The sequence below is a fragment of the Croceicoccus gelatinilyticus genome (assembly GCF_018398395.1).
GTDB classification, from domain to species: domain Bacteria; phylum Pseudomonadota; class Alphaproteobacteria; order Sphingomonadales; family Sphingomonadaceae; genus Croceicoccus; species Croceicoccus gelatinilyticus.
This window is the reverse complement of the sequence record NZ_JAHCBF010000005.1, coordinates 227,036-247,003: the sequence shown is the minus strand read 5'-3', so window position 1 is coordinate 247,003 and position 19,968 is coordinate 227,036. Positions and strand designations below refer to the sequence as shown.

18 protein-coding genes are annotated in these 19,968 nt (G+C 65.9%); 8 read left to right on the top strand and 10 right to left on the bottom strand.

All coding sequences use genetic code 11. The features are described from left to right. Positions 1-13 precede the first annotated feature (13 nt). Entirely contained in the window at positions 14-922 is a 909-nt protein-coding gene (rarD, locus tag KIH45_RS12570) for an EamA family transporter RarD (protein WP_337925481.1), read from the bottom strand. 150 nt (positions 923-1,072) lie between these two features. Here rarD and KIH45_RS12565 point away from each other — a divergent pair, with 150 nt between their 5' ends. Continuing rightward, complete coding sequence (locus tag KIH45_RS12565; protein WP_213176360.1) at positions 1,073-1,519, top strand: glycine zipper 2TM domain-containing protein; 447 nt, start codon at positions 1,073-1,075, stop codon at positions 1,517-1,519. 71 nt (positions 1,520-1,590) lie between these two features. Here KIH45_RS12565 and astD read toward each other — a convergent pair whose 3' ends face one another. Both astD and KIH45_RS12555 read right to left on the bottom strand, forming a co-directional pair. Next, positions 1,591-2,997, bottom strand: coding sequence for a succinylglutamate-semialdehyde dehydrogenase (gene astD / locus KIH45_RS12560; RefSeq protein ID WP_213176358.1), 1,407 nt, complete (start codon positions 2,995-2,997; stop codon positions 1,591-1,593). A gap of 85 nt (positions 2,998-3,082) precedes the next feature. Continuing rightward, positions 3,083-4,492, bottom strand: coding sequence for a protein adenylyltransferase SelO family protein (locus KIH45_RS12555; RefSeq protein ID WP_213176356.1), 1,410 nt, complete (start codon positions 4,490-4,492; stop codon positions 3,083-3,085). An 85-nt stretch (positions 4,493-4,577) separates the two neighbouring features. Here KIH45_RS12555 and KIH45_RS12550 point away from each other — a divergent pair, with 85 nt between their 5' ends. The 4 genes from KIH45_RS12550 (at position 4,578) to KIH45_RS12535 (ending at position 8,930) form a co-directional block, all read left to right on the top strand. Further along, positions 4,578-5,501, top strand: a complete 924-nt coding sequence (locus tag KIH45_RS12550) for an alpha/beta fold hydrolase (protein WP_213176355.1) — start codon at positions 4,578-4,580, stop codon at positions 5,499-5,501. Positions 5,502-5,514: 13 nt separating this feature from the next. Beyond that, positions 5,515-6,615 (top strand): glycosyltransferase, encoded by a 1,101-nt coding sequence (locus KIH45_RS12545; protein WP_213176354.1) that lies wholly within the window; start codon positions 5,515-5,517, stop codon positions 6,613-6,615. A 147-nt stretch (positions 6,616-6,762) separates the two neighbouring features. Continuing rightward, positions 6,763-7,563 carry a tetratricopeptide repeat protein gene (locus tag KIH45_RS12540; protein ID WP_213176353.1) on the top strand — a complete coding sequence of 267 codons (801 nt, stop codon included), beginning with the start codon at positions 6,763-6,765 and terminating at the stop codon, positions 7,561-7,563. Positions 7,564-7,577: 14 nt separating this feature from the next. Further along, the gene (locus KIH45_RS12535) at positions 7,578-8,930 is read left to right on the top strand and encodes an outer membrane protein assembly factor BamB family protein (RefSeq protein WP_213176351.1); all 1,353 of its coding nucleotides are present in this window, start codon (positions 7,578-7,580) and stop codon (positions 8,928-8,930) included. 42 nt (positions 8,931-8,972) lie between these two features. Here the strand turns inward: KIH45_RS12535 and KIH45_RS12530 are convergent, their stop codons facing one another. From KIH45_RS12530 to KIH45_RS12520, 3 genes are read right to left on the bottom strand one after another with little or no spacing between them, the layout of a single operon-like run. Continuing rightward, a complete protein-coding gene (locus KIH45_RS12530) occupies positions 8,973-10,346 on the bottom strand; it encodes a glutamate--cysteine ligase (RefSeq protein WP_213176349.1) in 1,374 nt (457 codons plus the stop codon). Between the two features lie 49 nt (positions 10,347-10,395). Beyond that, entirely contained in the window at positions 10,396-11,154 is a 759-nt protein-coding gene (locus KIH45_RS12525) for a 16S rRNA (uracil(1498)-N(3))-methyltransferase (RefSeq protein WP_213176348.1), read from the bottom strand. Continuing rightward, positions 11,154-11,921, bottom strand: a complete 768-nt coding sequence (locus KIH45_RS12520) for a class I SAM-dependent methyltransferase (RefSeq protein ID WP_213176347.1) — start codon at positions 11,919-11,921, stop codon at positions 11,154-11,156. Before KIH45_RS12520 ends, KIH45_RS12525 begins: the two co-directional genes overlap by 1 nt. Before the next feature lie 94 nt (positions 11,922-12,015). On the opposite strand from KIH45_RS12520, the gene ubiA reads away from it, so the two are divergent. Together ubiA and KIH45_RS12510 are read left to right on the top strand one after the other, a co-directional pair. Beyond that, the gene (gene ubiA, locus KIH45_RS12515; protein WP_213176346.1) at positions 12,016-12,924 is read left to right on the top strand and encodes a 4-hydroxybenzoate octaprenyltransferase; all 909 of its coding nucleotides are present in this window, start codon (positions 12,016-12,018) and stop codon (positions 12,922-12,924) included. A 5-nt stretch (positions 12,925-12,929) separates the two neighbouring features. Then, a complete protein-coding gene (locus KIH45_RS12510; protein ID WP_213176344.1) occupies positions 12,930-13,547 on the top strand; it encodes an SOS response-associated peptidase in 618 nt (205 codons plus the stop codon). A gap of 53 nt (positions 13,548-13,600) precedes the next feature. Here the strand turns inward: KIH45_RS12510 and KIH45_RS12505 are convergent, their stop codons facing one another. Then, entirely contained in the window at positions 13,601-13,978 is a 378-nt protein-coding gene (locus KIH45_RS12505; RefSeq protein WP_213176343.1) for a VOC family protein, read from the bottom strand. Positions 13,979-14,098: 120 nt separating this feature from the next. Here KIH45_RS12505 and soxR point away from each other — a divergent pair, with 120 nt between their 5' ends. Next, positions 14,099-14,551 carry a redox-sensitive transcriptional activator SoxR gene (soxR, locus tag KIH45_RS12500; protein WP_213176341.1) on the top strand — a complete coding sequence of 151 codons (453 nt, stop codon included), beginning with the start codon at positions 14,099-14,101 and terminating at the stop codon, positions 14,549-14,551. Here soxR and KIH45_RS12495 read toward each other — a convergent pair. The 3 genes from KIH45_RS12495 to smc are packed head-to-tail and all read right to left on the bottom strand — an operon-like array spanning position 14,540 to position 19,934. Beyond that, positions 14,540-16,042, bottom strand: a complete 1,503-nt coding sequence (locus KIH45_RS12495; protein WP_213176340.1) for a PH domain-containing protein — start codon at positions 16,040-16,042, stop codon at positions 14,540-14,542. The genes soxR and KIH45_RS12495 overlap by 12 nt on opposite strands. Next, positions 16,039-16,509: a PH domain-containing protein gene (locus KIH45_RS12490; protein ID WP_213176338.1), complete on the bottom strand. Its 471-nt coding sequence runs from the start codon at positions 16,507-16,509 to the stop codon at positions 16,039-16,041. The genes KIH45_RS12495 and KIH45_RS12490 overlap by 4 nt, the downstream gene beginning before the upstream one ends. Then, positions 16,509-19,934: a chromosome segregation protein SMC gene (smc, locus tag KIH45_RS12485; protein WP_213176337.1), complete on the bottom strand. Its 3,426-nt coding sequence runs from the start codon at positions 19,932-19,934 to the stop codon at positions 16,509-16,511. Before smc ends, KIH45_RS12490 begins: the two co-directional genes overlap by 1 nt. Between the last annotated feature and the right edge of the window lie 34 nt (positions 19,935-19,968).

Here is a 19,968-nt window from a genome sequence, read left to right as displayed (position 1 = left end):
GGACGGGCCTGATCTAGACGGGGTCAGGCTGCAGCCGCCGCCTGCGCCCCTTCATCACGATATCGGCGCAGAACAGCGCGACGGCCGTCCAGATCAGGGCGAAGCAGATCGCCTGCGCCGTCACCAGTTCCTGGCCGAAGATCAGCAGGCCCGAAAGGAACACCATCGTCGGCGCGAGGAACTGCACGAAGCCCAGCGCCGAATAGGTCATGCGCCGTGCCGCCGTTGCAAACAGCAGCAGCGGCACGCCGGTCATGACGCCTGCGCCCATGAGGAGGAGCGACATCGAAACGCTCGTCCCGAAATCTTCCGCCCCTTCCGGCACGACAGCCAATGCCACGAGCGCGAGCGGCGCGACCAGTAGCACTTCGACCGTAAGGCCGGGCAGGGCGTCCACCTTCACCTGTTTGCGCACGAGGCCGTAGAGCCCGAACGAGAACGCCAGCGTAAGGCTGATGTAGAGCGTGCCCGCTGCCTCGAAGGCTAGGATGCCGATGCCCATCGCCGCGACCGCGACGGCTAGCCACTGCAGCCTCGAAAGTTTCTCGCCCAAGAAAAGCGTGCCGAGCAGCACGTTAACGAGCGGGTTGATGTAATAGCCGAGGCTGGCCGCATAGAACTGACCCGCCTGTACCGCGATGATATAGGCGACCCAGTTTACCGTAATCAGCAGCGCGCTCACCAGCAGCAGCCCGATGGCTCGGCGATTGGCAAAGGCCGCCTTCAGCTTGTCGAAATTGCGAAACAGCGCGAGAGCGGCAAAGCAGATCGGGATCGTCCAGAGCACGCGCCATGCGACGAGCCGGTACGGATCGACCGGATTGAGCCAGACGAGATAGAGCGGGAGCAGACCCCAAAGGGTGTAAGCGCCCAGCGCAAAGGGCAGGCCGCGTTTGGGCTGCGATTCATTTTCGGTAGTCACGCGCTGCGCCCTAGGCCCGAAATCGGGGCTCCGATAGGGCGTGTCTGCAATTCGACGGGGCGAGGGGATCTGTTTTCTTGGCGTTCAGGTTAGGGGTTCTATTCCTGAATGGGCGATCAAGATACAGATTTGAATTTGGAGTACCCCGCAATGTCCCGTTCCCCTATTTTCCGCACCGGACTCATCCTCGCCGCCGCGCCTGCTCTGGCCGTTGGCGCAGTTCCTACCGCGCAGGCTGCTGCCTTCGATCACCCCGTCGCGTCGACTTATGAAGTCGAAAGCGCCGCGCACAAGCGTGATCGTCATGACCGATACGATCGCTACGACCGCTACGACCGCCGGGGTGAGCGTTACGGCAGCCGCGACTATTACCGTGGTGATCGCGTGACGCGGAACACCCGCGTGTGGCGCGGCAACGATGGCCGGTACTACTGCAAGCGCGACAACGGCACGACCGGCCTGCTGATCGGCGGCGCGGTTGGCGGCCTGATCGGTAACGAGGTTGCCCGCGACAAGACGCTTGGCGCGATCCTTGGTGCGGCGGGCGGTGCCCTGCTGGGCCGCGAGATCGACAAGGGCAACTCGCGCTGCCGCTAGGTTGCTCGCATGAGTGAGAGAGAGGGACGCCGCGCCGGGGTGACCGGCGCGGCGTTTCGCGTTTCTGGCCCTTACTTCAGGCCGACACCGATGCTGGCCTCGATCTCGTCCCCTTCGGCAGAAGCGACGGGGTATGAGCAATAGTCGGCCGCGTAGAATGCGCCCGGGCGGTGGTTGCCCGAAAGCCCCGTGCCACCAAAGGGAGCGGCGGACGATGCGCCGTTGGTCGGCTTGTTGCGGTTGACGATGCCGGCGCGGCTTTCGCGCCAGAACCGCTGCCATTCCTCTTCGCTCCCGCCGACGAGCGAGGCCGAGAGGCCGTAGGCGGTGTCGTTCGCGGCCTCGATCGCCGCGCCGAAATCGGGCACGCGCACGATCTGCAGGACAGGGCCGAACAGTTCACGGTCGGGCACGCCTTCAAGGCCGGTGACATCGAGGATGGCGGGCGTCAGCAGAGGCAGGGCCGGATCGGGCCGTTCCAGCGGACGCAGGACCTTCGCGCCCATTTCGACCAGCTGTTCATAGCCGCGCTGCAACCCGTCAGCCGCGTCGTTGTCGATTACCGGACCCATGTAGGGCTGAGGATCGTCGAACGGCGCGCCGACGCGGATGCGGTCGACCAGCGGGAGCAGTTCGGCCAGCAGCGCGTCGGCCATGCTGTCCTTCACGATAAGGCGGCGCGCGGCGGTGCAGCGCTGGCCGGCGGTCGTGTAGGCCGATTGCACGATGATCGTCGCAGCCTCTGCCAGCTTGTCGGTATCCCAGATGACGAGCGGGTTGTTGCCGCCCATTTCCAGCGCGCAAATCACGCCGGGGCGCTCTGCCAGCGCCTTTCCGATGGCGATGCCGGTGTTAGACGAGCCGGTGAAAAGCACGCCGTCGACGCGCGTGTCGCTGGTCAGCGTGCGGCCCACGTCGGCGGCGCCGACAACGCACTGCACGACATCTTCGGGGACGCCCGCGCGGTGGTAGAGCTTCACGAGGTATTCGCCCACCGCAGGTGTCTTCTCCGACGGCTTGAACACGCAGACGTTGCCCGCCAGCAGCGCAGGGACCATGTGGCCGTTCGGCAGGTGCGCGGGGAAGTTGTAGGGGCCAAGCACCGCCATCACACCATGCGGCTTGTGGCGCAGGGCGGACCGGCCACCGGGCGCATCGTCGATCCGTTCGCCCGTGCGTTCTTCGTGCGCTCGGACGGAGATCGCGACCTTGGCGGCAACGGCGGCGACTTCGGTCTTCGCTTCCCAGAGCGGCTTGCCGGTTTCACGCGCGATCAGTTCGGCAAAGGCGTCGGCGTCCTTCTTCACTTCCTCTGCAAATGCCTCGAGCAGGGCCTTGCGCTCTGCCAGCGGGCGTGCGGCCCAGGCGGGGAAGGCGGCCTTTGCGCGGCCAATGGCGGCAGCAGCGTCCCCATGTTCACCGCGCCAGAGTTCGGCGCCGGTAGCCGGTTCGGTGGAAATCAGGGTCACGGGGGTCATCCTCCTGTCACTGGCCGTTTGGCACGGCCATGCATGAATATCGTGCGCCCCATCTAGGGCTTCGTGGTTGCAATTGAAACCACCTCTAGGGCTGCGCGGCAGGCTTGGGTGCGGGGCCATGCGCTTCGCCCATGCGGCGCAGCGCCGCGACCTTGGCGTCGAGCACCGCCCAGTCGTTTTCGAGATCGACCGCGTTGAGGATCTCCTCGACTTCCTCGATCAGTAGCGACTGCGGCGCCTCGTCCGACCAGTATGCATGCGTATCAGCTACGCGGGGCCCATCGTTGAGCGCCGCGCGGAATGCGTCCATCTCCGCGCCTTCGGGCAGGCGATCGCTGCGCGCGGCGAAGAAGAAGGCGTCGGGCTGCATCCCGCTACCAGTCAGCGCAGCCTCGCCGGCCTGGACCAGCAGCGCGGCCTGTTCCGGCGTCGCTTCGGGCGCACCCAGCCGCCATGCGAAGCGGCGCGCGACGTGGGCGGTAAACACCTCAGGAAACCGCTCCAGCGCGGCGACAAGCGGCGGCGCTTCGCAGATCGGGCGCAGTGCGATGCAGAATTGCGCCGCGTTCCAGTGCATCGCCTCGGCCTGTCTGCCGAATGCATAGAGGCCGGAATGGTCGAAATAGGCGGCAGTGAAAGTCGGGTCCCACTTCGGTAGCCAGCGCCACGGGCCATAGTCGAAGCTTTCGCCCGACACGTTCATGTTGTCGGTGTTGAGCACGCCGTGGACGAACCCGGCGGTAACGTAGGACGCGGCAAGGTCGGCCATCCGCTCGACCACGAGGTGCGCGAGCCGGACCGGCGGCAAATCTCGTTCCGGCGCGTCCTCGGGCGGCGGCGGGCCGGGATAGAGGTCGAGCGCATAGTCGACCAGATCGGCCAGGTGGTCATTCTCGCCCAAAGCGGACAGCCGCTGGAAACTGCCGATACGGACGTGGCCATGGCTGAGGCGCACCATGACGGCGGAGCGCGTCGGCGAAGGTTCGTCGTGCCGCTGCAGGTTCTCACCGGTCTCGATCACCGAGAACGTCTTGGACGTATTCGCGCCCAGCGCTTCCAGCATCTCGGTCGCCAGGATCTCACGCACTGCGCCGCGCAGCGTCAGCCGCCCGTCGCCAAAGCGGCTGTAGGGAGTCTGCCCCGAACCCTTGGTACCAAGGTCAAGCAGCCGGGCCCCACCGTCGCGCATCTGGGCGAAAAGGAACCCGCGCCCGTCGCCGATGTCGGGATTGTAGTTGCGGAACTGGTGCCCGTGATACCGCATCGCCAGCGGACGGGGCAGGTTGTCGGGCAGGGCTTCGAAGCGGCCGAAGTGGCGCAGCCAGTCGTCGTCGCTCAACGTATCCAGCCCGACCGCCTTGTCCCACCGGTCGTTGCGGAAGCGCAGCGTGGTCTCGGGAAAGTCGGCGGCGTCCACCGGGTCGGCGATCCAGTCGGCAATCCGCGTGATCTGTGTGTCGGGACGATAGCGGGATGCTTGCGGTTCGCTTGCCATGTCGCGATAGTGGGGGCCGTCCGACCGGTCTGCAAGGCGTGTCGGGACATAGACCCGAAACGAGCAGCAGGGGCGCTTTGCACGAATGACTGGTGAAAAGGCCGCCGCAAAGGCGTGGCGCGATTCCTTCTGGCGCAGCGAGGACGGGCTCGAACTGCATTACCGCGACTATGCAGGGCCGGAGGGCGGCACGGCCATTCCGGCGCTGTGCATTCCGGGGCTGAGCCGCAATGCGCGCGATTTCCACGATCTTGCGCTGCATCTCGCGCATGACCGGCGGGTCATCGCTGTGGACCTGCGTGGGCGGGGCGACAGCGAATATGCCAAGGTCGCCTCGACCTACACCCCGCTGCAATATGCGCAGGACCTGCAGCGCCTGTTCGTTTTAGCCGGATTGGAACGCGCGGTTTTCATCGGAAGTTCGCTGGGCGGTATGGTCACGATGATCATGGCCCTGCTGGAGCCTCAACGCATTGCGGCGGTTGTTCTGAACGACATCGGCCCGGTGATCGGTCAGGCCGGGCTTGAACGCATTGCAGATTACGTCGGACAAGGGCGCAGCTATCCCACGTGGATGCACGCCGCCCGCGCGCTGCAGGAAACCCATCAGGACACCTATCCCGACTGGAAGCTGGAAGACTGGCTGGCCGAAGCGAAGCGGGCGATGGAGCTGGGCAATAACGGACGCATCACCTTCGATTACGACATGCGGGTCGCAGAGACGTTCCAGCAGGGACTGGCCGATGCGGCCGAGACCGATATCTGGACCGGGTTTGATGCGCTGAAGGGCAAGCCGGTTCTCGTGCTCAGGGGCGAGCATTCCGATATCCTGACCGGCGCGACCGCGCGCGACATGGTCTCGCGCTTTGATGGCGTTGAACTGGTCACCGTTCCGCGCGTGGGGCACTTGCCGATTCTGTCGGAGCCTGTCGCGGTGGAAGCGATCGACCGGCTGTTCGACGAACGGCTGCCACTTGCGATCAAGGCTGGCCCTGACGCCGAAGGCTAGGTAAGCGGCGCAGATGGCTGCGAAGAAGACCGTAAAGAAGATCAAGGTGCACCGCGTACGCAAGGTGCTCCATGTGGGGATCGACCTTGTGAAGGCACCGTGGACGGGTACGCTCGTCAAGGCGATGCCGATCAACGTCGAAAACCACGGGCCGCATACGGACGATTCCACCGCCTCGGTGCTTCAGCTTTATCGCCCCGAATTTCCGCGGCTGCAAGAGCGTGCGGGACCGGGGCCGATGAACCGCATGGCGCGCGTAATGCGCAATTACGAACTCGTCATCACGCACGGCGACCGCGCCTTTCCCGCCGCGATGGGGCATACCCTGTTCGGCCAGGCGCTGAATCTGCCGCCGCTGGTTCACTATTACCACCGCGTAGGTGAAGTGCCGAAGGGCTGGTGGACGCGTTTTCGCCACCGGCTGGGGCTGGCCCGCACGCCGCTGGTGATCGTCCCGACCGAGGCTGCGGCCCGTTCGGTGACGGCGGATTGGAACGTGCCCGGGCAGCGGATCCGCATCCTTCCCCCGGTTTTTCCGAAGCCCAAGGGCGGGGCGAACATTCCGCGCCTGATGAAGCGCGATGGGGAGAAATGGCTGGGCCTGTGCGCCGCCGATGCGATCGCCTATCTGGACCAGATCGTCTCGGCCATGATCGAGATGGACAATGCGTGGCACATGGTCGTCTTCGGCTCTGCAGAAGAAACGAACCACGTGCGCGCCGCATTCGATGCAAAAGACATTGTCGACAGGCTGCACGTGACGGACCGGTTCCACGGGCCGGGCGCGGTTGCGGCGCTGTTCGATCTTGCGCTGCTGGATGGCAGCGATGGGCATATCCCGTCCGACATGCCCGCCCTGATGGCGGCTGGCGTTCCGGTGATTGCCTTGGCGCCCGACGGTCTGGGCGAACTGCTGCCGGAAGAAAGCCGGTCCATGCGGATCAGTCCCGGTGCAGACCTGGCGTCGCGACTTTACGAGCTTGCGCAGGATGATGGCTTGCTGACCCGTTCCGGCAAGGCGAACGCCGCCTTTGCCGACCGGCACAACGACCCTGCGCCGCATCTTTCGGCCCTGGCACAAGTGCTTGGCCTGATGTCTTTGCAGGACCGTTGACCCACCGGTTTCAGCCGCCGTTCACCCGCCTGCTGCTTGATGACGGGGGATGCCGGTGCACGAAGGCTGGCTTTGCCGTTGAAAAGGCGCTTTCCCGCCCCTAAACCGCACGCGTTCGAATATATCAAAGCCCGAAAGGCACTGGACTTGGCGCTTCGCCCTAAATCACCGAAAACCGATCTCGAAAAGGCAGCCGAACGCGAAGACGCGCGCAACGATGTCTTCATGCGCGAGGTCGATGACGCTGTCCGGCAGGACCAGATGGCAACCGCTGCCAAGCGTTTCGGCATTCCGCTTGCGATTGTCGTCGTGCTCGGCCTTGCCGGGCTGGGTGGTTACTTGTGGTGGGACGCAGAGCAGACTGCCAAGGCAGAAGAAGCCGCCGTTGCCATGACGCTGGGCATCGACAGGCTTGAGGCGAACCAGCCCGATGCCGCACTCGAAAAGGTGGCACCGCTGAAAGACAGCGAAATCGCGGGCTTTGCCGTTCAGGCCAAGCTGCTCGAAGCTGGCGTTGCCCAGCAGCGCGGTGAGACCGAGACTGCGGCCAAGCTGTTCGGCGAAGTCAGCGCCGATGCCGACGCGCCCGCGCCGATGCGCGATCTTGCCACGCTTCGCCTCGTCTCGCTCCAGTATGACGAGATGGAGCCGGCCGACGTCGTTGCCAAGCTGAAGCCGCTGGCCGTTCCGGGCGAACCGTTCTTCCCCAGCGCCGCCGAAATGGTCGGCATGGCCTATATCGAACAGGGCAAGCCGGAACTGGCCGGTCCCCTGTTTGCCGAAATCTCGCGCGATGAAACCGCGCCGCAGGCGCTTCGCGCGCGTGCCCGCCAGATCGCGGGTCTCGTCGGGACCGATGCGGTCGACGACGTCGACGAAGTGATGGAACAGATTGAGCGCAACAGCGCAGCCCGCGCCGCAGCACAGCGCCAGCAGGCGGGGCAATAGGGAGCATGAAACTGATGAAGCATGATCGGGTCTCGCAGGGCAAATTCCTGCGCACTGCCGCGCTTGCCACTGCCGCTGCGGCCACTTTGGCCGGTTGCGGCGCGTTCAAGGGCGACGGTCCGGAAAAGACCCCGACGCTGGGCGAACGCGTTCCGATCCTCTCGCGCATCGAAAGCGGTGCGAAAGTCGATCCGGCGCTGGCCAGCACGCCCGTCACGCTGCCCGCGCAGCAGGTCAACGCCGAATGGGCGCAGGCCGGCGGTTCGGCTTCGAAAAGCTACGGCCATCTTTCGCTCGCCGGCAGCCCGGTGCGTGCGTGGACGGCATCGATCGCCGGTTCGACCGCTAAGCAGCGCCTTGCCGCAGCCCCGGTCATCGGTGGCGGCCGCCTTTTCGCCTACGACACCGACGGTATCCTGCACGCATTCGACGCGCAGACGGGCGGCAAGGCCTGGACTCGTTCGTTCGAAGTGAAGGGCGACGGTTCGTCGTCGGTCTATGGCGGCGGCGCCAGCTATGACGCGGGCAAGGTCTATGTGACGACCGGCGTTGGCGAAGTCGCGGCACTGGACGCTGAAACGGGTTCGGAAATCTGGCGCATCCAGCTTGCCAGCCCCCTGCGCGGTTCGCCGACGATCGCGTTCGGCGCGCTCTACGTGATGACGCAGGACAACCAGGTCATCTCGCTTGATATCGCCACGGGCGCGACGCAGTGGACCGAGGCGGGTTCGACTGGCCAGTCGGGCGTGTTCGGCGTGGCTGCTCCTGCCGCAGGGCAGGGCACCGTGATCGCGGGCTTCAGTTCGGGCGAACTGATCGCCTACCGCTATGAAAACGGTCGCAACCTGTGGGCCGATGCCCTCGCGCGCACCAGCATCTCAACCTCGGTCGGCACGCTGACTGACGTCGACGCCGATCCGATCATCGATTCCGGCGCGGTCTATGCACTGGGTCAGGGCGGCCGCATGGCTGCCTACGAACTCGTGACCGGCCAGCGGATCTGGGAACTGAACCTTGCCGGCATCTCGACCCCCGCGGTCGGCGGCAACTGGATCTTCGTCCTCACCGACGATGCCAAGGTGCTCGCCATTGCGCGGTCGTCGGGCAAGGTGCGCTGGATTTCGGAACTTCCGCAGTACCGGAACGTCGAAGACGAAAAGGGCGAGCTTTACTGGTCGGGCCCGGTCCTTGCCGGTGATCGCCTGTGGCTCACAAATACCAATGGCGACGTCTATTCGGTGGACGTGGCAAGCGGGCAGGCAAGCCCCTTTGCCGATCTGGACGAGTCGATCAGCCTTGCGCCGGTCGTTGCGAACAACACGCTCTACGTGCTGGACGACAAGGGCAAGATTACCGCCTGGCGCTAAGCGCCAAGCGGTCTTGCGAAGGTTTTTTGAAGACCTGGCCGGTCAGAAGCTCTTGAGCTTGTAGAGACCGGTCACGTCTTCGTCCCAGTCGTTGTAATAGTGATCGAGGCAGACCTCGGCCGGGGTCTTGCCGCGGTCGACGATGTCCTGCAGCGGGCGCAGGAAGCCGGTTTCGTCATCGCCGATGGAATTGAGCTGGCCGCGCGCGGCAAGGCCTGAACGTGCGATCGACAGCACTTCGCCGGCAATGTCCTGCAACGTCCCGCCGCCCGCGATGGGCGCCTTGAGGCCAAGCTTCGGTACCGAATCGCGCAGCGTCTCACGCTCCGCCATCGTCCAGTCCTTCACGACATCCCATGCCGCATCCAGCGCGGTCTGGTCGTAAAGCAGGCCGACCCAGAAGGCGGGCAGGGCGCAGATGCGGTTCCACGGACCGCCATCGGCACCGCGCATTTCAAGGAAGCTTTTCAGGCGCACTTCGGGGAAGGCGGTCGACAGGTGGTCCTGCCAGTCGCTTTCGGTCGGCAGTTCGCCGGGAAGCGCGGGCAGTTCGCCCTTCATGAAGTCGCGGAACGACTGGCCTGCCGCGTCGATGTACTTGCCGTCGCGGAAAACGAAATACATCGGCACGTCGAGCATGTAGTCGACATAGCGTTCGTATCCGAAGCCGTCCTCGAACACGAACGGCAGCATGCCGGTGCGGTCGGGATCGGTGTCCGACCAGATGTGGCTGCGGAACGAAAGGAAGCCGTTGGGCTTGCCTTCGGTGAACGGCGAATTGGCGAAAAGCGCGGTTGCCAGCGGCTGCAGCGCAAGGCCGACGCGGAACTTCTGCGCCATGTCAGCTTCGCTCGAATAGTCGAGGTTCACCTGGATCGTGCAGGTGCGCAACATCATGTCGAGGCCGAGATTGCCGACCTTGGGCATGTAGTTCGCCATGATGCCATAGCGGCCCTTGGGCATCATCGGCAGTTCTTCGCGGGTCTTGTCGGGCCACATGCCCGCGCCGATGAAGCCGACGCCGAATTTCTCGCCAATGGCCTTCACTTGCGTCAGGTGCCGCCCGGTTTCCGCGCAGGTCTGGTGAATATTGATCAGCGGTGCGCCCGACAGTTCCAGCTGGCCCGCAGGTTCAAGGCTGACCGTGCCGTCGGGGCCGGCCATCGCGATGACCTTGCCGTTCTCCTCGACCGGCGACCAGCCATATTCGGTCAGCGCCATCAGGATGTCGCGGATGCCGCCGGGTTCGTCATAGCTGGGCGCGTGATAGTCGGCCTTGGAATAGACGAACTTCTCGTGCTCGGTACCGATGCGATAGTCGGCGACGGGCTTCTCGCCCTTTTCCATCGGCCGGATCAGTTGGTCGCGGCTCTCGATCAGCGGGTCGTCCTTGGCGGACTGGGTGCGAGTAGACATGCCGCGCGAGTTAGGGTGCCGCGCGGCCGGATGCCAGCGAAATTTCGCGTCAGTCCACCGCGCCCCAATCGCCCATCGCGCCCATCCATACCGCCGTCGCGGCAATCGCCGCCGTTTCAGCACGCAGGATACGCGGGCCAAGCGTGACGGGGCGGGCCTGCAGGAACCCGCGCACGTCCTCGCGCTCGCCATCGTCGAAGCCGCCTTCGGGGCCGATCAAGAGGCCTGCAGGCGGCAGGCGTTCGGCGAAGGCGGTCGCGGCGGGCGGGGCATCGCCCATCTCGTCCGCGAACCACAGGACGGCATCCTCGGGCCAGTCGCGCAGGAGCTGCGCAAGGCTGACAGGCTCGAACAGTTCGGGAAGGGCCGTGCGCGCGCACTGTTCCGCCGCCTCGGTCACGACGGTCCGCGCTCGCTCCATGTTGAGCGAATCGGCGACGCAGCGGCGGGTGACGACGGGGCGGATCTTGGCAACGCCAAGCTCGGTCGCTTTCTCCAAGACCTGGTCGAAACGAGGCTTCTTCAGGAGCGCGGGGCAGAGCGTGAAGTCGGGCACGTCCTCGCGGGGGCGCAGCATCTCCACCGGATCGAGCACGATCTCGCGCTTCGAGGCAGAGACGACGCGCGCTGCCCATTCGCCGGTTACGTCGTCGCACAGGATCACGGCATCGCCTTCGCCGACACGCATGACGCGGCCAAGGTAATGCGCCTGCGGACCGTCCAGCACGCGCTGTTCACCTGCGGAAATCGCGCCATCGACGAAAAGCCGCGGCGCGCTGCGCGGGGGCCATGCGGGGGTCGCGGCCATCAGTCCCTCAGCACTGCGCGCGTGGCGATATAGGGGGCGAAAAGCTGCGGCGCTTCGCCTTCGGGTTCGAAATCCTCGAACAGGTCGGTCAGCATGAAGCCTGCCGCCATCTGCCCGCCAAGCTGCGTTTCCAGCGTGTGGCTGAACGATGCCGTGTGATCGCGGGCCAGGAGCGGCTCCAGCTCTTCCTTCGGCAGGTCGAAATCCGAATAGGGCAGCTTGTGCTTTGCCACGAGTTCGCCGCGCTCCCACGGTTCGAGATCGAAGATGAAGACCTCGGGCTTGGTAATGCCGACGAGCAGCACGCCGCCGGGGCGAAGGACGCGCGCGCATTCCTTCCAGACCGGCAGGACTTCGGGCGCGTAGGAGTTGGAGCAAGGGTGGAAGATCAGGTCGAAGCTGTCGTCTTCCAGCGCCGAGAGGTCGTGCATGTAGCCCTGCACGGTGCGGATGGTCAGTCCCTCGCGTTCTGCCACCATGCGGTCGGCGGCAAGCTGCGCATCGGAAGCGTCGAAGCTGGTGACGTTGGCCCCGGCGGCGGCGAAGATCGGCACCTGCTGTCCGCCGCCCGAAGCGAGGCCCAAGACATCCTTGCCCGCGATGTCGCCGAACCATGCGCGCGGCACGGGGATCAGCGGGGTCAGCACGACTTCCCAGTCGCCCTTTCGCGCCCGTGCGATCGTCTCGCTGTCGAATGGGCGGGTCCAGATGTCCGCCTCTTCGGCGCGGCGGTTCCAGCCTTCGCGGTTGAGTTCGTTGACGTTCATGGCCTGCTTCCTAGACGAGTGACGGCGCGAGGCAAAGCGGGTGGGATGGCCCAAGTGCTGGCGCGGCGCGGGAAGGGGCGCTAGACCGGCGTCCATGACGGCAACTGCAACTCCCGACACTCAGTATCGCGGCCTCGTCGGCAGGCTTCCCGCTTCGCTGCGGCCCTATGCCCTGCTGGGCAGGTTCGACCGCCCGATCGGCTGGTGGCTGCTGTTCTGGCCCTGCGCATGGGGCGTGTGGCTGGCGGGCGGGGCAGAGCGTTGGGGGCTGGTGCTCTGGCTCCTGCTCGGCTCGATCGCAATGCGGGCGGCGGGCTGCGTCTATAACGACATCATCGACCGCGATCTTGATCGGCAGGTTGCGCGCACCGCGGCGCGTCCGCTGGCGAGCGGGGCCGTGTCGCTGAAGAAGGCATGGGCCTGGCTGCTGCTGCTCTGCTTCGTCGGCCTGGTCGTGCTGCTCCAACTGCGCTGGGAAGCGCAAGTCGTGGCGCTGGCCAGTATCCTGCCCGTCGCTGCCTATCCCATGATGAAACGCATTACGTGGTGGCCGCAGGCGTGGCTGGGCATGGTCTTCAGCTGGGGCGCGCTCGTCGGTTGGGTCGAGATTTCTAGCGCGAACCTTGCCGTTCTGGCGGCGCTCTATGCGGGCGCGATCTGCTGGGTCATCGGGTACGACACGATCTATGCGCTGCAGGACCGCGAGGACGACGCGCTGGTCGGCGTGCGGTCGAGCGCGAGGGCGCTGGGCAGCAAGGTGAGGCCGGGGGTCGCGGGGTTCTATGTCGGCGCGGTGGCGTTCTGGATGCTTTCGTTCTGGCTGCTGCGTGAGGACTGGCTCGCGCTCCTCGCGCTTCTTCCCGCGGCAGGGCATCTCTTGTGGCAGGTCGCGACGCTTGAGCCTGACGATGGCGACAATGCGCTGGCCCGTTTCCGGTCCAACCGGACGGCAGGGTTCCTTGTCGCGCTGGCCTGTCTCGTCGTCGGTAACGCGGGGCTCTAGGCGCGATGTGCAACCTCTACCGCATGACGAAGGCTGCGGACGAGGTGGCGCAGATGTTCGGCGTCGACGCTCCCGCACCCGGCAACGCGGGCGGAGAGGTCTATCCCGGCTATCCCGGCTGGGTGGTTGCCGACGGGCGGATGAGCAGCATGGCCTGGGGCTTTCCGCTGGTGCTGAAGGGCAAGCAGGGCCAGCCGCTGAAGCCCAAGGCGGTCAACAATGCGCGGACCGACAAGCTGGGCTCCCCCTTCTGGCGCCATGCCTTTGAACATGGCCGCTGCCTCATCCCGGTCGAGGCCTTTGCCGAAGCGGCCGGGGCGAGAGGCGCCAAGACCCGCACCTGGTTCTCCGTGCCCGACCAGCCGGTTTTCGCGGCGGCCGGGCTCTGGCGCAATTCGGCCGAGTTCGGCCCCTGCTACACGATGGTGATGACAGAGGCCTGCGTCGACATCGGCGACCTCCACGAAAGGATGCCGGTGATCCTCACGCAAGAGGAAGCGGCGCGCTGGGTGGAAACGTCCAGCCGGGAAGAGGCGCTTTCGCTCTGCCGCCCGTGGCCGCACGGTCTGTGCGTGGATCATACGGACGAAGCCTGGACCAGATCCGCCGCATCCAGCCGGTGACTTGCGCCACGGTCAGATAGGGCGGGGCAGCGAAAGGCGGGCGGTCGCGGAACTCAGGCATAGCTGATGACCTCCCACTCGATCCCGTCCCAGTCGAAGAAGTAGAACCGGCGGCCGGGTTCGTAGTCGCCGTGGTTGAACGGCTCCAGTCCGGCGTCGACGATGACGCGTTCGGCGGCGTCGATGTCGTCGACCTCCAGCCCGATGTGGTTCAGCGGCTCTCCCTTGGCAAAGTCGCCCGCGATGCCGCCCTTGGGCGTGTAGAGCGCGACATAAGTCCGGTCTGACCCGAAGTGGATCGAGTGTCCGCCGTTCAGCGAAGGCCCCTCCCACCGGCGATGCCATCCGCACAGCTTTTCCAGCAGGCCCGCCATGCGGGGTCCGTCGGAGGTGGTGATGTTGACGTGTTCGATACGGGCGATTGCATTCATGCGCTTGTCCCCTTGTTGGCGTTGATCTGCAGGTTCATCGCGAATCACTGCTTGCCCTATCCTGCAACCTCAAGCTAACTTGAGGTCAAGCTTTGAATTTTCGCGTCCGAGAGGTGCTTCGTGGTAGATGGTAACCAGCTGATTCCAATAGGAACTCTCGCCAAGAGAACGGGCGTCGCGGTGTCGGCAATCAGATATTACGAGAGCAAGGGATTGCTGACCTCTTTGCGCACGAACGGCAATCAGAGGCGGTTTCTGCGCTCCGACATTCGCCGGATCAGCTTCATTCTGATTGCTCAAAAGCTGGGTCTGGGCCTGACAGAGATCGAGCAGGAGCTTGCCGCGCTGCCGCAAGGTCGCACGCCGACGGTGAAGGACTGGCAGAAGCTCAGCCGGTCCATCCGCAGCCAGCTTGATGCCAAGATCGAGCTGCTTACGAAGACGCGCAACAAGCTCGACGGCTGTATCGGCTGTGGATGTCTCTCACTGACCAAATGCAAGCTCTACAACCCCGAGGACAGGGCAGGGGCCGCCGGGCCGGGCCCCCGCTTCGTGCTGGGATCAGCGGGGTAGGGCGGAGTAGTCGACCGCGTCGATGCTCTGCAGCACCGCTTCGCGCAAGCTGCGCGCTTCCTCGACCGGCAGTCCGCGAAACAGCAGGACACCGCCCGCCAGCCCGAAATGCAGCGTGGCATAACCGCGAAGGCGAGCAATCGGCCCCTGCACGATCTGCGCGGATTGTAGCCTGACGCGCGGTGCGGTCATCGTGCGCGGGGAAAGCAGGCCTGCGCGTGCATGGATGCGGTCCGGCTCCAGCGCGTGGCGGTGGCGCAAGTAGCCGGTCAGTGACGAGAATACGATCATCAGGACGAGCGCCATCGGGATAAGTGCTGGCACCCACCGTTCCATCCAGATCGTCACGCCCAATGCCAGCAGGGCTATCGGCAACCAGATGATCGCACGGTCGATCCAGTAGGCGCGGCTGGTCCGATGCCAGTCTACCTGTTCGGGAAGCGCAATGCCCGCCTGCCGCGCGATTCCGGCGATTTCGTCCCAGCGGGCGAAGGGGGCGACATCGTGGCTTGCCTTGCCGCCATCGCTAGCAAGCGAGATGAAAGACAGCGAATGCCAGCCCAGAAACCGGCGGATCACGCCGGTCTCGGTGGCGACCGCCTGCACGCGGTGGCGCGGCATGACGACATCGGTGCGCGTGAACAGCCCGCGACGGCGGCGAAAGCCCTTGTCGGTCCGGTCGAGCCGGAATCCGTAGTCGCGCAGTAGCGTCTTCACCACGCCGCTGACCACGCCGATGACAATCACGCTCAACACCGCGACGATCGCGCCGCCGATCTGCCCGATCCTGCCTAGCGTACGGATGCGCTCACCCTGTTCGGAAAAGAGCAATTCCCAGAAATCGCCGTCCCATATGCTGATCGGCAGGAGGAAGTCGATCTGGTCGATGGCCGCGAAAAGGACAGCGAAAATCACGAGGCTGAAGCTGAAAACGCCGGAGAGCAGAACGCGCTTCAGGTCCATCGCGAAGATCGGCGTGCCTTCATTTTCGGCTGCGTCTTGCGTGACGGTTTCGACTTCTACGCCTTCATCTCGCCGCGCACGGACAAGATCGCGAAGCCGCGCGCCTTCTTCCTTGGTGAGAAAGGCAAGTGTCAGGTCGTCCTTTCCGCCCGCGCCGGTCTCGAACCGCACTTCGACCAGCCCGAACAGGCGGGAAAGCAGCGTCTCGGACAGGCTTACGTCCTGGATACGCTCATAGGGTACCGACCGCGCCTCTCGCGACAGGACGCCACTTTCAACGCGAATATCCTCTGGCCCCGTGCGATAGCGGCGGAACCACCACTTCGCGAAAGCGGTGACCGGTGGAAGGACGAACAGCGCCACGATCAGCAGCGGGATCGCGAAGATCGGCACGTTGTCGCGCGTAGCCAGGCCGATCAGGACTGCGATTCCAGGGACGATCCCCTTGATCAGGTCGTTCAGCGCACCGACGACGACGCCGATAGAATCGGTTCGACGGAATTCCTCGTTTGGAAGCGGATTGCTCACATCGTGTCGCGACGGATACGCGCGGCAATCGCCTCGCGGACTTCGACCGCCGTTTCCCGCGACAGGCCCGGCACCGAGACCGAGGCGTTATGCGTGCCTGCCGTATGCACGACCAGCGTGGCGAGCCCGAACCAGCGTTCGACCAGACCCTGCTTGACATCGATGTGCTGGACGCGGCCAAACGGCACGACAGTATCGGACTTGCGGAACCAGCCCTTCACAAATCGCAACCGGTCCATGGTGGTCGAATAGCCCTTCCGCCGATAGCGGCGTTTGGGCAGCGGTAACGTCACGACTGCCGTCAGCAGCAGGGCCGGCAGGATCACCACGCCCGTCGGCAGGTCCGCCGCCAGTTCGGCGATCACCGCCCCGATCAGGATCGGCACCATGCCAAGCAGTGCCTCGATGCGCAGCACGGTTACGTGGCGCGGGTCCAGCGCCGTCAGGTCTTCGGGTGTATCGGTCATCACTCTGCCGCGAGAAGTTCCTCTGCCCCGCCGAGATCGACGCTGACGAGGCGGCTGACACCCTGTTCGACCATAGTGACACCGAAGAGACGGTGCATCCGGCTCATCGTCACGGCATTGTGCGTGACGATGAGATAGCGGGTGTCGGTCTGCTTGCTCATCGCGTCGAGCAGGTCGCAGAAGCGTTCGATATTCGCATCGTCCAGCGGCGCGTCGACTTCGTCCAGCACGCAGATCGGGGCCGGGTTGGTCAGGAACAACGCGAAGATCAACGCGACCGCGGTCAGCGCCTGCTCGCCACCCGAAAGTAGCGTCAGCGACTGCAGCTTCTTGCCCGGCGGCTGGGCGTAGATCTCAAGCCCCGCTTCGAGCGGATCGTCGCTGTCTATCAGCGCAAGATGTGCCTGGCCGCCACCGAACAGCGTGGTGAACAGGCTCTGGAAATGGGTGTCGACCGCCTCGAACGCAGCGCGCAGGCGTTCGCGGCCTTCGCGGTTGAGGCTGCCGATCGATCCGCGCAGGCGGTGGACGGCCTCGGCCAGTTCCTGCTGTTCGGTAAGGCTTGCCCCGTGTTCGGCTTCTGCTTCGACCAGTTCATCGGCAGCGACGAGGTTGACGGGGCCAAGCCTCTCGCGCTGGGCGATCAGGCGGTCGGCGTCCTCGCCCTCGGCCTCTGCGCCGCGCACAGTGGCGGATTCGAACTGCAGGCGTTCGGGCAGTAGCGGGGGCGGGCACTGGAAACGGTCGCCCGACTGACGCGCCATTTCTGAGCGGCGGGCTTCCTCGTTCTCGGCGCGGGCCGCGGCACCGGCACGGATTTCGCGGGCACTGGCCAGCGCCTCGTTCGCGGCGGTGAAGGCGGTGTCGGCTTCCTTGCCCGCGGCTTCGGCGGCGGTGTGGGCGGCCTCGGCCTCGGTCAGTTCGCCGGCCAGCCTGTCGCGTGCCTTGTCGGCCAGTTCGATCTCGCGCATCAGCGCTTCGGGGCGGGCGGCCGTGACGGCGCGCTCTTCCTCGATCTCCTCGCGGCGGCGGGTCATGTCGGCAAGCCGCTTGGCCGCGTCGCCCGCGCGTGCTTCCCAGCCCTTCATGTCGCCCTGCAGCGCCTTGGTCCGTTCGCGCCCGACGGCAAGCGCCTGGTCTAGCGAGGCGAGCTGCGCCATCGCGGACTGTAGCGCGGTTCGCGCGGCATCGTTGCGGCTGCGCGCGGTTTCCAGCGCGGCCTGCTGCGCCGAAGGATCGGGTAGGGCGCGGCGGCGTTCTTCGGCCTGCATCACGTCCTGCTGCGCGGCGGCGAGGCGGGCGTGGAGATCCTCCATCCGCTCGGCCAGTTCCTCGCGGGCGCGGGCATGACGCTCGACCGCGTTTTCGGCTTGGTCACGGGCGCGCAGGGCGGCGCGTTCTTCTTCCGATGCAGTGTTCACAGCCCGCTCTGCCGCGATGCGGGCATCGGTGGCGGCGGACAGGTCTTCGTTCGCCGCTTCGACTTGCGCGGCAGCGGCATCGACCGCCTCGCGCAGCGCGGGCAATTGTTGGGCCAAAGCCTCAAGCCGGTTTGCCGCTTCCAGTCGCGCCGCTTCGGCAGCCCCTTCGCCGCGCGCGACAAATCCGTCCCAGCGGCGCAGGGCACCGGCCTTCGTCACAAGCCATTCGCCGGGGGCGAGTGCCTGCCCGTCGTCGCTCTCGACCACGCGCACCATGGCGAGGCGGGCGGTCAGTTCTTCGGGCGCATCGCGGACATGGGCGGCAAGGCTGTCGGCAACCGGCTTTGGCGCATCGGCGCCGGTCCAGAACCGCCCGTCCTGCCCCTGCTCGGGCTTGCCCAGCGGTGCGGCGGCATCGCGTCCCAGTGCGGCGGCCAAGGCGCGTTCGTAGCCCGGCGCGGCCTTGACCGCGTCGATGGCGCGCTTGCGGCCCTTACTACCCTTGTCGGCCTTTTCGCGGGCGCGGCGGTCGCGGTCGAGCGCGTCGTGCTCGCGTTCTACCCCGGCAAGCTCGGCCTTGGCAGCGGCGAGCGTGCTCGCAGCCCCGTCGCGGCGGTTCGATACGGCCTCGCGGTCGGCACGCGCCTTTTCCAGCGCCTCGCGGGCCGTAACGACAGCGCCTTCCGCCTTGCCGCAACGCGCCTGCGCACCCTGCAGCGCCAGATCGAGTTCGCGAGCATCGCCAAGCGCCGCGTCCTGCGCCTCGCGCGCGGTCAGTTCCTGTTCGAGCCGCGCCAGCGCCCCGCGTGCCTGCCCGACGGCAGCCTCTGCCACGCGCCAGTCGGCCTCGACCCGCGCCAGTTCTGCCGTGGCCTGTGCCAGCGCCAGTTCGCCGGTCCGCTGCGCGCTTTCGGCCTTTTCCTGTTCGTTGATGAGCGAGGGACGGCGCTGCTCGTCTTCGGCAAGCCGCTTTTCCGCCTCGCGCACGTCGCGTTCCAGCCGCGATAGCGCCTCGGCCGCGTCCTTGGTCGTCCGGTTCGCATCGCCCTCGTCGCTATCGAGCCGGGCGCGCTGGCGGTCGAGATCGGCGAGCTTTTCCTCGGCCGCTTCCAGCTTGCCGGTAAGTACCGCGAGCATGTTGGCCTGCGCGTTCAGATCGTCGCGCCGGTCCGCCATTTCCTCGCGCGCTTTGGCCAATGCCTCGGCGGCAGCGCGCTGGCGGCCCTGTGCCTCGTTCGTCGCGGCCTGATTGGTGAGGACTGCTTCCTCGGCAGCCTTGGCCTGAGCCTTGGCGGCATCGGCGGCGGCGGCGGCCTCGCGCCACTTGGCATAGAGCACCCGCGCTTCGGCAGTGCGGATCTGGGCGGAAAGTTCCTTGTACTTTTCCGCCGCCCGCGCCTGCCGCTTCAGCGCGCCGATGCGCGTGTCGAGCTGTGAAAGAATGTCGTCGAGGCGGGCAAGGTTCGTCTCGGTCGCGCGCAGCTTCTGTTCGGCGTCCTTGCGGCGGACGTGAAGACCCGCGATGCCCGCTGCCTCTTCCAGCATCTGGCGGCGTTCGGCGGGCTTTGCGGCGATGACCGCGGCGATGCGGCCCTGGCTGACGAGGGCGGGGCTATGCGCGCCTGTCGCGGCATCGGCAAAGACCAGCGCGACGTCCTTGGCGCGGACGTCACGGCCATTGAGACGATAGGCGGAACCTGCGCCGCGTTCGATGCGGCGAGTGACTTCCATTTCCTGTCCGGCATCGGTTTCGGCCAGCAGGACGACCTCGGCGAAAGAGCGGGCCTTGCGACTTTCGGTGCCCGCGAAGATCACGTCCTCCATGCCGCTGCCGCGCATGGACTTCGGGCTCGATTCGCCCATTACCCAGCGGATCGCTTCGAGAAGGTTGGACTTGCCGCAGCCGTTGGGCCCGACAACGCCGGTAAGACCCGGCTCGATCAGCAGGTCTGCAGGCTCGACGAAGCTTTTGAAGCCCGAGAGTCGAAGCCTGCGGAACCGCATCAGGCCCTCCCGGGGCCCTGACCGAGCCGGAGAC